General features: G+C 43.0%; 14 protein-coding genes, 1 other RNA gene and 1 other annotated feature. Of the genes, 13 read left to right on the top strand and 2 right to left on the bottom strand.

Annotated elements, in window-relative coordinates:
• The first annotated feature begins 70 nt into the window (after positions 1 to 70).
• The 5 genes from NST65_RS12175 (at position 71) to NST65_RS12155 (ending at position 4,798) form a co-directional block, all read left to right on the top strand.
• Positions 71 to 241 carry a YrzK family protein gene (locus NST65_RS12175; RefSeq protein WP_003216250.1) on the top strand — a complete coding sequence of 57 codons (171 nt, stop codon included), beginning with the start codon at positions 71 to 73 and terminating at the stop codon, positions 239 to 241.
• Positions 242 to 299: 58 nt separating this feature from the next.
• Positions 300 to 539: a binding site (T-box leader), on the top strand.
• Positions 540 to 612: 73 nt separating this feature from the next.
• Positions 613 to 1,887, top strand: coding sequence for a histidine--tRNA ligase (gene hisS / locus NST65_RS12170; protein WP_041115117.1), 1,275 nt, complete (start codon positions 613 to 615; stop codon positions 1,885 to 1,887).
• Between the two features lie 18 nt (positions 1,888 to 1,905).
• Positions 1,906 to 3,684 (top strand): aspartate--tRNA ligase, encoded by a 1,779-nt coding sequence (aspS, locus tag NST65_RS12165; RefSeq protein ID WP_111926591.1) that lies wholly within the window; start codon positions 1,906 to 1,908, stop codon positions 3,682 to 3,684.
• A gap of 76 nt (positions 3,685 to 3,760) precedes the next feature.
• Positions 3,761 to 3,941: non-coding RNA, 6S RNA (gene ssrS / locus NST65_RS12160), on the top strand.
• A gap of 92 nt (positions 3,942 to 4,033) precedes the next feature.
• The gene (locus NST65_RS12155) at positions 4,034 to 4,798 is read left to right on the top strand and encodes a tRNA threonylcarbamoyladenosine dehydratase (RefSeq protein ID WP_024423127.1); all 765 of its coding nucleotides are present in this window, start codon (positions 4,034 to 4,036) and stop codon (positions 4,796 to 4,798) included.
• A 33-nt stretch (positions 4,799 to 4,831) separates the two neighbouring features.
• Here NST65_RS12155 and NST65_RS12150 read toward each other — a convergent pair whose 3' ends face one another.
• Positions 4,832 to 6,097: a replication-associated recombination protein A gene (locus NST65_RS12150; protein ID WP_025092426.1), complete on the bottom strand. Its 1,266-nt coding sequence runs from the start codon at positions 6,095 to 6,097 to the stop codon at positions 4,832 to 4,834.
• A gap of 208 nt (positions 6,098 to 6,305) precedes the next feature.
• Here NST65_RS12150 and NST65_RS12145 point away from each other — a divergent pair, with 208 nt between their 5' ends.
• The 8 genes from NST65_RS12145 (at position 6,306) to NST65_RS12110 (ending at position 13,165) form a co-directional block, all read left to right on the top strand.
• Complete coding sequence (locus NST65_RS12145; protein ID WP_024423125.1) at positions 6,306 to 6,725, top strand: Rrf2 family transcriptional regulator; 420 nt, start codon at positions 6,306 to 6,308, stop codon at positions 6,723 to 6,725.
• Positions 6,726 to 6,743: 18 nt separating this feature from the next.
• The gene (locus NST65_RS12140) at positions 6,744 to 7,886 is read left to right on the top strand and encodes a cysteine desulfurase family protein (RefSeq protein ID WP_111926401.1); all 1,143 of its coding nucleotides are present in this window, start codon (positions 6,744 to 6,746) and stop codon (positions 7,884 to 7,886) included.
• 94 nt (positions 7,887 to 7,980) lie between these two features.
• The gene (gene mnmA / locus NST65_RS12135; protein WP_111926403.1) at positions 7,981 to 9,099 is read left to right on the top strand and encodes a tRNA 2-thiouridine(34) synthase MnmA; all 1,119 of its coding nucleotides are present in this window, start codon (positions 7,981 to 7,983) and stop codon (positions 9,097 to 9,099) included.
• A 59-nt stretch (positions 9,100 to 9,158) separates the two neighbouring features.
• Entirely contained in the window at positions 9,159 to 9,812 is a 654-nt protein-coding gene (locus tag NST65_RS12130) for a tetratricopeptide repeat protein (RefSeq protein ID WP_034279920.1), read from the top strand.
• Positions 9,813 to 9,831: 19 nt separating this feature from the next.
• Positions 9,832 to 12,216 carry an ATP-dependent RecD-like DNA helicase gene (locus NST65_RS12125; RefSeq protein WP_041118108.1) on the top strand — a complete coding sequence of 795 codons (2,385 nt, stop codon included), beginning with the start codon at positions 9,832 to 9,834 and terminating at the stop codon, positions 12,214 to 12,216.
• 73 nt (positions 12,217 to 12,289) lie between these two features.
• Positions 12,290 to 12,808 (top strand): PRC-barrel domain-containing protein, encoded by a 519-nt coding sequence (locus NST65_RS12120; protein ID WP_052470355.1) that lies wholly within the window; start codon positions 12,290 to 12,292, stop codon positions 12,806 to 12,808.
• 13 nt (positions 12,809 to 12,821) lie between these two features.
• Positions 12,822 to 13,013 carry a hypothetical protein gene (locus NST65_RS12115; RefSeq protein ID WP_003216308.1) on the top strand — a complete coding sequence of 64 codons (192 nt, stop codon included), beginning with the start codon at positions 12,822 to 12,824 and terminating at the stop codon, positions 13,011 to 13,013.
• 20 nt (positions 13,014 to 13,033) lie between these two features.
• Positions 13,034 to 13,165 (top strand): YrzQ family protein, encoded by a 132-nt coding sequence (locus NST65_RS12110; protein WP_003216198.1) that lies wholly within the window; start codon positions 13,034 to 13,036, stop codon positions 13,163 to 13,165.
• A 79-nt stretch (positions 13,166 to 13,244) separates the two neighbouring features.
• Here NST65_RS12110 and NST65_RS12105 read toward each other — a convergent pair whose 3' ends face one another.
• The gene (locus NST65_RS12105; RefSeq protein ID WP_024427867.1) at positions 13,245 to 13,895 is read right to left on the bottom strand and encodes an amino acid ABC transporter permease; all 651 of its coding nucleotides are present in this window, start codon (positions 13,893 to 13,895) and stop codon (positions 13,245 to 13,247) included.
• Between the last annotated feature and the right edge of the window lie 7 nt (positions 13,896 to 13,902).

Here is a 13,902-nt window from a genome sequence, read left to right as displayed (position 1 = left end):
GCAGTTTCCCTAATAAAAATGAATCAATCTGTTTATACTAAATAAAAATGTGATAAAAGGATGTACAAACATGAGATTAAGCAGAAAATTAGGACGAGTGCAATATAATGGACATCGTGATATCGACCGCTGGCAGCACGACGAAATGGATCAGCCAGGCTTCCTTGAAGAGACCGCATCTGAATACGGATGTACGTCAAAAGAAGAGCTGGAAAAGAAAAAGAGGCACGGCAAGGGTTGACAGAGTGGCAGCACCGACCTTATTATAATATAAATCAACACACTTGAAAATTTAAAATGTGGAACTGATGATAGAGAATAGTAGGGTAAATTGCGTGAGCAGAGAGGAATCGCCTTAGGCTGAAAGCGAATCCGCATGGCATTTATCACGAAAGAACACTCTGTAGGTTTCCTGCTGAACGCTCTAAAAATGAGTCAATAGGCGGAGAACGTGAATCTGCGTTAAGGATTTGAGCGGGAACATGGCTGGATCATGTTCCAACTAGGGTGGCACCACGGGTATAACTCTCGTCCCTACTATACACATAGTAGAGGCGGGGGTTTTTTATATGTCCACATAAAAAATGAATGATGGTCGTAGGAGGACGAAAAATGAGTTTTAATATTCCAAGAGGCACACAGGATATTTTACCTGGAGAGTCAGAACGCTGGCAGTATGTTGAACAAATTGCGAGAGATACATGTGCAGCCTTTCAATACAAAGAAATCCGCACACCGATTTTTGAGCATACTGAGCTGTTTGCACGGGGAGTAGGCGAATCAACTGATATCGTTCAAAAAGAGATGTACACATTTGAAGATAAAAAAGGACGCAGCATCACACTTCGTCCAGAGGGAACAGCTTCAACCGTCCGTTCTTATGTTGAAAATAAATTGTTTGCACAGCCTGCTCAGCCAACAAAGCTGTATTACATCGGACCAATGTTCCGCTATGAACGTCCGCAAACAGGAAGATATCGTCAATTTTATCAATTTGGGATAGAAGCGATTGGTTCCAAAGATCCTGCCATTGATGCTGAGGTCATTTCGCTTGCGATGAGTGTGTATGAGAAAGCAGGTCTTTCTAACTTAAAGCTCGTCATTAACAGCCTTGGTGACAAAGAGAGCCGTGCAGACTACCGCACAGCACTGGTCAAGCACTTTGAACCAAGAATTGAGGAATTCTGTCACGACTGTCAAACGCGTTTACATCAAAATCCGCTTCGTATTCTTGATTGTAAAAAGGATCGTGATCATGAATTGATGGCAACAGCTCCATCCATTCAAGATTTCTTAAATGAAGAATCGCGGACTTATTTTGAAAAGGTTAAACAATACTTATCGGATATAGGCATTGAGTATGTCGTTGATCCAAATTTAGTACGCGGTCTTGATTACTACAATCACACAGCATTTGAGATCATGAGTAATGCAGAAGGCTTTGGTGCGATTACAACATTAGCCGGCGGTGGCCGTTATGATGGGCTCGTTGAAGGAATTGGCGGTCCTGAATCACCAGGGATCGGATTTGCGATGAGTATTGAGCGTTTCTTATCTGCGATCGATGCTGAAGGAATTGAGCTTCCTCTGCAAGATGGTATTGATCTATACATTGCTGCTCTCGGAGATGAAGCGAAGGATTATTCTGTTTCATTATTAAACCGTCTGAGAAAAGAAGGTATCTCAAGTGAAATGGACTATACAGGGAAGAAACTAAAAGGACAATTTAAAGCGGCTGATCGATTAAAAGCCAAATTTATTGCAGTTCTTGGTGAAGATGAGCTTGCGCAGCAAATTGTGAATGTGAAAGATACGACAACGGGTGAACAAATTGAAGTGAAGCTTGATGAGCTGATTCAAATGTTGAAGGCCCACCAGAAAGCGTAAAGAAGGAGTGGAATGTTTGTGTTTGGTAGAACTTTTTATTGTGGAGAAGTAACAGAAGACCAAATCGGTCAGTCAGTTGTATTAAAAGGATGGGTTCAAAAAAGGCGTGACCTAGGCGGATTAATCTTTATTGATTTGCGCGACCGTACAGGGATTGTACAAGTTGTCTTCAATCCAGACTTATCAAAAGAGGCGCTTGAGACAGCAGAATCAATTCGTAATGAATATGTCCTTGATATTAAAGGAACGGTTGTTGCAAGAGAAGAAGCAACGATCAACCCAAATTTAAAAACGGGCAAAATTGAAATTCAAGTCGAAACGGTTACCGTTTTAAATGAAGCGAAGACTCCTCCTTTTGTGATTTCAGATCAAGCAGATGAGGTATCAGAAGATGTTCGTTTAAAATATCGTTACCTGGATCTTCGCCGCCCTGCAATGTTTGAAACAATGAAAATGCGACATGAAGTCACAAAAGCATTCCGCCATTTCTTAGACGACAACGGCTTTCTAGACATTGAAACACCAATTTTAACGAAAAGTACCCCAGAAGGTGCGCGTGACTATCTTGTTCCAAGCCGTGTACACGAGGGAGAATTTTATGCACTGCCTCAGTCTCCGCAATTATTTAAACAATTGCTGATGGTTTCTGGGATGGACCGTTATTATCAAATTGCCCGCTGTTTTAGAGATGAAGACTTGCGTGCTGACCGTCAGCCGGAATTTACACAAGTCGATATTGAAATGTCCTTTATGAGTCAAGAGGATATCATGACGCTTGCTGAAGAGATGATGGCGAAGGTGATGAAAGATGTCAAAGGAGTAGACCTTACATTGCCATTACCTCGTATGACATACGATGAAGCGATGAATTCTTATGGATCTGATAAGCCGGATACACGCTTTGAGATGAAGCTAGTGAACATTTCAGACACGGTAAAAGACTCCGATTTCAAAGTGTTTAGCGGAGCTGTGAAAAATGGTGGGTCTGTGAAAGCCATCAATGTAAAAGGGGCTGCAGCGAACCACTCAAGAAAAGACATTGATGCACTTGGTGCATTTGCAGCGAACTACGGTGCAAAAGGTCTAGCTTGGCTAAAAGCAGAAGGGACTGAATTAAAAGGGCCGATCGCTAAATTCTTTGATGAAGCAAAGCAAGCTGAATTAAAAGAACAGCTGCAAGTTGAAGAAGGCGACCTTTTACTTTTTGTTGCAGATAAGACGTCTGTTGTCCATGATGCGCTTGGTGCACTTCGCTTAAAACTTGGTAAAGAGCTTGGACTGATCGATGAGTCTGTATTCAATTTCTTATGGGTTGTCGATTGGCCGCTGCTTGAAAAAGATGAAGAAGAAGGCCGCTTCTATGCTGCCCATCATCCATTCACAATGCCAGTTCGCGAGGATCTTGAATTAATTGAAACAAGCCCGGAAGACATGAAGGCACAGGCTTACGATCTTGTGCTGAATGGCTACGAGCTTGGCGGAGGTTCTATTCGTATTTTCGAAAAGGACATTCAAGAAAAAATGTTTGGCTTACTTGGTTTTTCAAAAGAAGAAGCTTACGAACAATTTGGCTTCCTGCTGGATGCGTTTGAGCATGGTGTTCCTCCGCATGGCGGAATCGCGCTGGGTCTTGACCGTTTAGTGATGCTGCTTGCAGGCCGCTCTAACTTAAGAGATACGATTGCATTCCCAAAAACGGCAAGTGCGAGCTGCGTTCTTACAGATGCCCCTGGCCATGTAAGCGAGGCGCAGCTTGATGAGCTGAGTTTAGCGATTAAAACAAAAGTAAAACAGTAAAATAGACGCATGTTTATAGGTATGTAAACGCTTGAAAAAGAAATATGCCTATGATATGCTTTCATCAATAATAAATAAAGTCCTGATACGTACGGTGGTTACCTAGTTTTGACCGAACATTTTTTTATACGGGAGCTTGCCTTTCCTTTCTGCATAAATGCCTCTTTAGAGGACTTATAAAGTCAGGAAGAAAGCACCCACCTGCATGGTGCGGGGTTCAAAACGAAGGAAATGCTGGCGGCGTCATCGGGACTTTTTTGTGTTTTTTTCTTTTAGAGAAGGATGACGGAGAAGTCTGAATATGATATGATTCTTTCGATTCATTTTAAATAAAGGTGGAGTGAGGCACTTGTTACATCAGTTTTCAAGAAACGAGCTTGCCATTGGCAAGGAAGGCTTAAATATACTAAAAAACAGTACAGTTGCAGTGCTTGGTGTGGGCGGCGTTGGTTCATTCGCAGTTGAGGCACTCGCTCGTTCAGGCGTTGGCCGTATTGTTCTTGTTGATAAAGATGATATTGATATTACAAATGTAAATCGTCAGCTTCCAGCATTGCTATCAACAGTTGGCCAGCCAAAGGTTGACTTAATGCAGGCGAGAATCGCTGATATTAATCCAGAATGTGAAGTTGTCGCGCTGAAGATGTTTTATACAGAGGAAACATACGAGCAATTTTTTGAGTATCCGCTTGATTATGTCATTGATGCCTCAGATACCATTCACTATAAAATTCATTTAATGAAAGAGTGTCTGAAACGAGGTGTGAACATCATTTCAAGTATGGGAGCTGCGAACAAAACAGATCCGACACGCTTCAAAATTGATGATATTTCAAAAACACATACCGACCCTATTGCAAAAGTCGTGAGAACACGTCTGCGTAAGGAAGGGATTCGTAAAGGAATTGAAGTCATTTTCTCTGATGAAAGTCCAATTGTCATTCGCGAAGATGTCAGAAAAGAAGTTGGAAATGATGAAGCGAAGATTCGCAAGGCGCAAATGCCGCCATCATCCAATGCATTCGTTCCGTCTGTTGCCGGACTGATCATGGGTGGTCATGTCATTATGAAGCTTTTAAAAGATATTCCAATTACACGTGTGAAGGATAAATAAACAGCCCGCCTGCTGAAATGCAGGGGGCTTTTTTTATTTCTGGCGTTTTAAATTTTCATAGACCTGTTTCAATGCACCTTCAAATTTTCCGGTTTGTTTCGGTACATAGTATTGCTTGTTTTTCAGCGGATCAGGTAAATATTGCTGCTTCACCCAGCCGTTTTCGTAATCATGCGGGTATAAGTAATCGACGCCTCTTCCGAGTGCTGTGGCGCCTTTGTAGTGAGCATCCTTTAAATGAACTGGAACTTCTCCAATTTTCCCTGTACGAATGTCACCAAGTGCCGCATCAATCGCCTTATATGCCGAATTAGACTTAGGAGAAAGACACAGCTCAATCACTGCGTTCGCCAGTGGAATTCGTGCTTCTGGGAAACCGATTCTTTCTGCTGTTTGTACTGCGCTTAACACGCGGGGACCTGCCTGCGGACTGGCTAAGCCAATGTCCTCGTAAGCCATCACGAGTAATCTCCTTGTAATGCTTTCAAGGTCTCCTGCTTCGATCAGTCGGGCAAGGTAATGCAGCGCCGCATCTGTATCAGATCCCCTAATGGATTTTTGAAAAGCCGAGAGGACATCATAATGAGCATCACCATTCTTGTCATGTGAGAAGCTCTTTTTTTGTAAACATTCTTCTGCTGCGGCAAGAGTGATTGTGATATGCCCTGTCTCATCAGCTTTTGTCGATAAGACAGCGAGCTCGAGTGCATTTAAAGCAGAACGCACGTCTCCTCCGCATCCATTGGCAAAATGATTCATCGCTTCATCGTCCACTGTCACCTCATATCCGCCAAGCCCTCGATGCTCATCCTGTAAGGCTCTTGTTAACGCAGCTTTGATTTGCTCTGTTTCAAGCGGCTTCAGCTCGAATATTTGTGTCCGGCTTCGAATGGCAGGATTGATCGCATGGTAGGGATTAGCCGTCGTTGCCCCAATTAAAATGATCATGCCATTTTCTAAATAAGGAAGAAGAAAATCCTGCTTTCCTTTATCAAGCCGGTGGACTTCGTCTAAAATAAGGATCACCTGGCCGCTCATTTTCGCTTCAGCGGCAACAGCTTCCATATCCTTTTTGTTGTGAATGACCGCATTCAGCGTTCGAAAAGCAATGCTTGTACTGCCAGCAATCGCGGTTGCAATCGATGTTTTGCCGATGCCCGGCGGTCCATATAAAATCATCGAGGATAAATGTTTTGCCTCGACCATTCGCCTAATAATTTGACCTTCTCCAACAAGATGCTCCTGCCCAATAATGTCTTCAATATGACTTGGGCGCATCCGGTACGCTAAAGGTTTCATAATTATCTCTCCTATAGCAATGTCTTGTTTGTATAGAGTACCGAAATTTCTTCAAATAGAAAAGGGATTCGTCCTTCTATCATGCTCAGAACCAGTAAATGAAAGTTGGCTGAAAGTATGATATAATTGCTTCTGGTCTATATATCGGCGTATATGAAATCAGAAAAATAATTGATGACATAGAATAGAAAACGCAGAGGTGTTTAACTTGAAAATATCAACTAAAGGCAGATATGGTCTGACGATCATGATCGAATTAGCCAAAAAACATGGCGAAGGCCCTACATCATTAAAATCAATCGCTCAAAACAATGATTTGTCTGAGCATTATTTAGAGCAGCTTGTATCACCACTCCGCAATGCCCGTCTTGTTAAAAGTATCCGCGGAGCGTATGGTGGCTATGTTCTTGCACATGAACCAAACGAGATCACAGCAGGTGATATTATTCGTGTATTAGAAGGACCCATTAGTCCTGTTGAAGTCATCGAAAACGAAGAACCAGCAAAGCGTGAACTATGGATTCGTATTCGTGATGCAGTAAAAGACGTACTAGACAATACAACTCTTGAAGACTTGGCAAGCTACACAGATGACGGGGATCAAGACTCGTATATGTTCTATATTTAGATCAGAGGTGTACCGGAAATGGAACGAATCTATTTAGATCATGCGGCCACAACGCCGATGGATCAGCGTATTGTGGACAAGATGATGCCGTACTTTACAGAGATATTTGGCAATCCCTCTAGTATTCATTCATATGGGCGCGAGGCAAGAAAGTGGCTCGATGAAGCAAGAGAAGTCATTGCAGGAGAATTACACTGTAAACCGCAGGAGATCATCCTCACAAGCGGTGGAACCGAGGCGGACAACCTGGCAATTACAGGTGTTGCCATGGCAAGACAGCATGAAGGAAAACATATCATCACAGTGAAAACAGAGCATCATGCGGTGCTGCATACATGTGAACGCCTAGAAAAACTAGGATTTGAAGTGACATATTTAGATGTGGACGAAACAGGATTGATTCATCTTGATCAATTAAAACAAGCATTGAGAGATGATACGATTCTTGTGACCGTCATGTACGGCAATAATGAAACAGGTGTGATTCAGCCAATCAAAGCCATTGGCGAACTTCTGCGTGATCACACTGCTCATTTTCATACAGACGCAGTGCAGGCGTTTGGCATAGTGCCCATTGATGCAGCAGATCTCCATATTGATCTTTTATCTGCTTCTGGCCATAAGCTGAATGGTCCGATGGGAACAGGCTTTTTATATGTAAACGAGGGCGTGAAACTTTCTCCGCAAATATTCGGAGGCGAACAAGAAAGAAAGCGCCGTGCCGGTACTGAAAATGTTGCAGGAATTGTTGGGCTTGCAGAAGCTGTTCAATTAACGAAGCAAAATAGAAGAGAAAAAGCGATGCATTATGGTAAGCTCAAAGAAACCATGCTGCAAGTATTCGAAGAGGAATCTCTCAATTTCTCTATCAATGGACATCCGAAAGAGACATTGCCGCACATTTTAAATGTTCATTTCCCGGGCGTCTCCATTGAATCGCTGCTTGTGAATTTAGATATGGAAGGAATTGCTGTTTCAAGCGGATCGGCATGTACGGCTGGATCTGTCCTTCCTTCGCACGTGTTAAGCGCCATGTATGGCGAAGAAGCAAAAGAGCTGACATCCTCAGTCAGAATAAGCTTCGGTCTTGGGAATGAAGAGGATCATGTGAAGCAGGCGGCACATAAGATAGCGGCTGTTGTCAAACGCCTAGCCAAATAAATGCTTCCTTTTGTTCGTGTGTGAAAAATGAAACAGCGAAGCACCTGAAGAACGAAACGCGCATGTTGTTTCATTGAAATTGGAGTTGATGAAGATGACAAAAAGACCAGAAGATACAAGAGTTGTGGTCGGTATGTCCGGAGGAGTCGATTCATCAGTTGCCGCTCTTATGTTAAAGGAGCAAGGCTATGATGTCATCGGCATATTTATGAAAAACTGGGATGACACCGATGAAAATGGTGTTTGCACAGCAACGGAAGACTATGAGGATGTCATCCGCGTATGTAACCAAATTGGAATCCCTTATTATGCAGTGAATTTCGAGAAGCAATATTGGGACAAAGTGTTCCAATATTTCCTTGATGAATATAAAGCGGGCAGAACGCCAAACCCAGATGTCATGTGTAACAAAGAAATTAAGTTCAAGGCATTCCTTGAGCATGCACTTTCACTTGGTGCGGATTATTTGGCAACAGGACACTATGCTCGTGTTGATCGAACTGGTGATGAAGTCAAAATGCTGCGAGGTCTTGATGCAAACAAAGACCAAACGTATTTCTTAAATCAGCTGACACAGGAACAACTTGATAAAGTCATGTTCCCAATCGGTGATTTAGAGAAAAAAAGGGTTCGTGAATTGGCAAAAGAAGCAGAGCTCGCAACAGCAGCGAAAAAAGATTCAACAGGTATCTGCTTTATTGGAGAAAGAAACTTTAAAACGTTCCTCAGTCAATATTTGCCTGCACAGCCTGGTGTGATGCAGACAATGGACGGAGAAGTAAAAGGGGAGCACGATGGACTGATGTATTACACGATCGGTCAGCGCCAAGGACTTGGCATTGGCGGCAGCGGTGATCCTTGGTTTGTCGTTGGAAAAGACTTGGAGAAAAACATCTTGTTTGTTGAACAAGGCTTCCACAATCCACTTTTATACTCTGAAAGCATTTCAGCTGTTAATATCAGTTGGACTCGTCCTCATATTGTCGGAGAAAACGGTGAATTAACTTGCACAGCAAAATTCAGATACCGTCAAGAAGATCACTATGTGAAGGTCAAAATGACAGGTGAGCAAGAAGCGATGGTGATCTTTGATGAACCTGTTCGTGCTGTTACCCCGGGACAAGCGGTTGTTTTTTATGATGGCGACGAATGTCTTGGCGGCGGTACAATTGACGATGTCTTCAAAGATGGTCAAAAGCTGTCGTATGTGTAGCATGTTTCAAAACCTCAACGTCGCTGTTGAGGTTTTTTAATGAAAGGATGAGAGAGCGAATGAATTATAACGAAATCGGCATAGAAGCCTTGAATCAAGGGAATATCGAAAAAGCAGCTGAAGCTTTTACAAAAGCGATAGAAGAAAGCCCGAAGGACCCGGTTCCATATATTAACTTTGCGAACTTACTTTCAAGTATCAATGAATTTGAACGCGCTTTAAACTTTTTTCAGAAAGCAATTGAACTTGATCATACCGCAGCTGCAGCCTATTATGGAGCAGGAAATGTATATACATTAAAAGAAGACTTTATGAAAGCGAAAGACTACTTTGAACAAGCACTAAAAGCCGGCATGGAAAATAGTGATTTGTTTTATATGCTCGGGCAGACGCTCATCAAATTAGAGCAGCCAAAGCTTGCGATGCCGTATCTTCAGCGTGCCGTTGAACTAAACGAAGAAGATAATGAAGCAAGATTTCAATTTGGCATGTGCTTAGCCAATGAACACATGCTGGAAGAAGCGGTGACAACTTTTAGTGAAGTCATCACGCGTGATCCGCAGCATGCAGATGCCTTTTATAATTTAGGTGTTGCGTATGCGTACTTAGAGAAAAAAGACGAAGCACTTGAGATGCTGGGTAAAGCCATTGACGTGCAGCCTGACCATATGCTGGCACTACATGCGCAAAAGCTGATTCAAGAGGCAGAATAGATGGAAGGAGGGAAGACCTGTGCAGGAACATCCAGATCAAATGAAGCTTGAGGACGAACCGTTTTTAAAGGGGACCATTCAAGCCGTTATTTTCCATAATGAAAGTAATTTATACTCGGTGTTAAAGGTAAAAGTCATTGAAACATCGGAAAACTTAGAGGAAAAAACAGCATCTGTCACAGGCTACTTCCCAGCACTTCATGAGGAGGAAACCTACACCTTTTATGGCAAAGTGACAAGCCATCCGAAATTTGGTGAACAGTTTCAGGCCACTCATTTTCAAAAGGAAGTACCAACAACGAAGCAAGGAATCATACATTATCTCTCAAGTGATTTATTTGAAGGGATAGGGAAAAAGACGGCTGAAGAAATCGTCGGGAAGCTTGGCAATCAGACGCTCCATAAGATTATGCGTGACCCAGCTGTTTTGTATGATGTACCGCGCTTATCAAAAAAGAAGGCGGATAAGCTGGCCGCAGCGCTTCAGGAGCATCAAGGGCTGGAACAAATCATGATCAGCCTGAATCAATATGGCTTTGGTCCGCAGCTCAGCATGAAGATTTACCAAGTGTATGAGAGTGAAACGCTGCAGAAAATCGAGGAAAATCCCTATCAGCTTGTCAAGGATGTCGAGGGAATCGGATTTATTAAGGCGGATGAGCTTGGTGCTAGAACAGGCATCTCAGGTAATGACCCAGAGCGGATTCGCGCCGCCTTGCTATATACAGTGGAGACAGCCAGTCTACAGGACGGTCATACGTACATACAAACGAAAGATTTGATCGTCGAAACCCGCAAGCTGCTCAACCAAACAGGCAATGATTACAAAGTGACTGAAATGGATGTTGCCAATCAGATCATTGCACTTGGCGAAGGAAAAGAAATGATCATTGAAGACGACCGCTGCTATCATCCATCCTTATTTTATGCAGAGCAAAGTGTCGCCAAACGCATTCAAAAAATCGTCTCCCAAACAGAATATGCAGATCAATTTCCTGAATCAGAATTCCTGCTAGCACTTGGCGAGCTGGAGGAGCGGTTAGGCGTCCAGTATGCACCGACACAAAAGGAAGCGATTCAAAAGGCACTCATGTCCCCGATGCTGCTTTTAACAGGCGGGCCTGGAACAGGGAAGACGACGGTCATTAAAGGAATTGTCGAGCTTTACAGTGATCTTCACGGTGTTTCTCTTGATCCGAGTGATTATAAAAAAGATGAATCCTTCCCCTTTGTGCTTGCGGCACCAACTGGACGGGCGGCTAAGCGGATGACAGAATCAACAGGGCTTCCAGCTGTCACCATTCACCGGCTGCTAGGCTGGAACGGTTCGGAGGGCTTCTCGCATGATGAGGAACAGCCGATTGAAGGAAAGCTTGTCATCATTGATGAATCAAGTATGCTGGATATTTGGCTGGCGAATCATTTGTTTAAAGCGATTCCTGATCATATCCAAGTGATTATGGTAGGAGATGAACATCAGCTGCCATCTGTCGGACCAGGCCAAGTTTTACGGGATTTGCTTGCCTCAAAAGCCGTGCCGGCTGTTACCCTGACAGATATTTACCGGCAGGCAGACGGCTCAACCATTGTTGAACTGGCACATGATATGAAAAATGGTGTGCTGCCAAAGGATATTACTGCACGCTCAAAGGATCGGTCCTTCATTCGGTGTTCAGCTGATCAAATGAAAGAAGTCATTGAGAAAGTTGTCAGCAATGCTGCTCAAAAAGGATTTTCGGCAAAGGACATTCAAGTGCTCGCACCAATGTATAAAGGAAAAGCAGGCATCAATGAGCTCAACAAAATGCTGCAGCACATTTTGAATCCTAAAAAACCAAAAGGCAGAGAAATCCCGTTTGGTGATGTGGTGTACCGGACAGGTGATAAGGTGCTTCAGCTTGTGAATCAGCCGGAGAACAACATTTTTAACGGCGATATCGGCGAAATTGTCTCGATTTTTTATGCAAAAGAAAATACAGAAAAAGAAGACATGGCCGTGATCTCCTTTGATGGGAATGAAATCACCTTTACAAAAAAGGATTTTCATCAATTTACACATGCTTATTGCTGCTCCATTCACAAATCACAAGGAAGTGAATTCCCGATTGTTGTGCTGCCAGTCGTCAGGAGCTATTACCGAATGCTTCGGCGGAATCTGCTGTACACAGCCATTACACGCAGTAAAAAGTTTTTAATACTGTGCGGCGAGGAATCAGCGCTGGAATGGGGTGTGAAAAACAATGAGGATTCCCTTAGACAAACGTCCTTAACGATGCGGCTAGTGCAAACCGAACAAATCATGGATGCAGAACTTGAAGCGCTCCAAAAAGAGCTTCCGTTTAGCGTACATGACGCAAATATTGGCATGGAGGGAATCACTCCATTTGATTTTATGCATGAGTAGAAGGCTTCCATATGGGAGCCTTTTAGTATGAAAAGAACTTCTCCCATTCTGTTCATGGAAGCCATTTCTTCGTATGAGTCATGAAGCAAACGCACACGATAAGACTGTTCCGCAAAAGGTGGTTGAGCACATTTTGAGAACATGCCGAGAACTTGAAGGAATGACGATCTATACAGATGAGCTGTCCCAATCACTTGGTTCCATAAAAGATATTTGCTTTTTAGCCGGAGGCAGCTGCGGAGGATATGTGTTAGAGGGGAAAAAGAAAGACTGTGCACTCGTTCCATTCTCTGCTTTTGATCAGCTGACAGATAAAGGTTTGTATGTGAGCTGTCAGGAGGGAGTGGGCATGGATTCCACTGCTCCATTCTTGTTATTTTCAAAATTAAAAAAGAAAATGATGCAGTCGCCTGATGGTGAAAATTTAGGCATTTTGGAAGATGTATACTTTTGCTCAAATTCGGGCACAATCGTAGCATATGAACTCTCGGACGGCTTCTTTACAGAGCTATCAGGGATTCGGAAACAGCTGCAGGCTGCCGGAACCTTGATGAACGTTCAAAAGGAAGCACTGGTTCTAAACCGAACGTAAAGAGGTGCTGATTATGCTCATTTGCCCAAATTGCAAATGTAAAGACATCGGAAAAATTGGGGTCAATCAATATTATTGCTGGGGCTGTTTTATTGAATTGACGCTGTCAAAAGGCAAAATATCTACACACCAAGTGGAGGAAGACGGGACACTAAGCAGCTTAGATGATCTGTTTAGTGACGATGAACGTTCAATTCAACTATAAGTGTTAAGGGGGAATTTCGAATGGGCAAAATGACTTCTTCACTATTAACGCTTGGTGCAGGTGCACTCGCATATCACTTTGCAAGCCGATATGATATGCCATCAAAGCGGGATATGAAAAAGCTAAGAAAACGTGTTATGAGAATGATGTAAACAAAAAGGGCTAAAATGATCTACATTTTAGCCCTTTGTTTTTTTCGCCGAGGCATCCGCTATGAGCGGATGTCCTTTTTTATGCCTGCCTGTATTCTAATCGTCTTGCAAGAATGGATAAGCTGAAATTGACGACAAAATACATCATAGCTGCCAATAAGAAAATCGGCAGTAAATAGGATTGGCTTTGACCGTTTAATATTTGAGCGTGATGTAATAATTCTGGAAGCGCAATGACAACGGCAAGCGACGTATCTTTCAAAAGAGATATGAACTGACTGACAATTGGCGGCACCATTCGGCGCAGAGCCTGCGGCATAATAATCATTTTCAGTGTTTGAATATAGGTTAAGCCAGAAGATCTGGCTGCTTCAATCTGACCCTTATCAATTGATTTAAGGCCGCTCCGAATAATTTCTGACAGCATCGCGGATTCAAACACGGTTAAAGCTGCAATGGCAGAGGCTGTGATGCTTAGCTTGATGCCGATTTCTGGCAATGCAAAATACGTGAAAAAGATGATCAGCAAAAGCGGCAGGTTTCGAATGGTCTCTACAACTACCGCAAGCACCTTCGATAAAACCGGTATTTGAGCGAACCGTAATGTGCCAACGACTAATCCAATGATAAAGCTCAAAATGATGGAGATAAAAGCCACTTTTAAGGTGACAGCAAATCCTTCAAGTAAAAAGGCGAGGTGATCAGGCTGGTAGGCACCTATAAAATCCATGATGTTT

It is taken from the genome of Bacillus sp. FSL P4-0248 (assembly GCF_038593305.1).
In the GTDB taxonomy this organism is placed as follows: domain Bacteria; phylum Bacillota; class Bacilli; order Bacillales; family Bacillaceae; genus Bacillus; species Bacillus safensis.
This window is presented reverse-complemented; position numbering and strand designations above follow the sequence as displayed.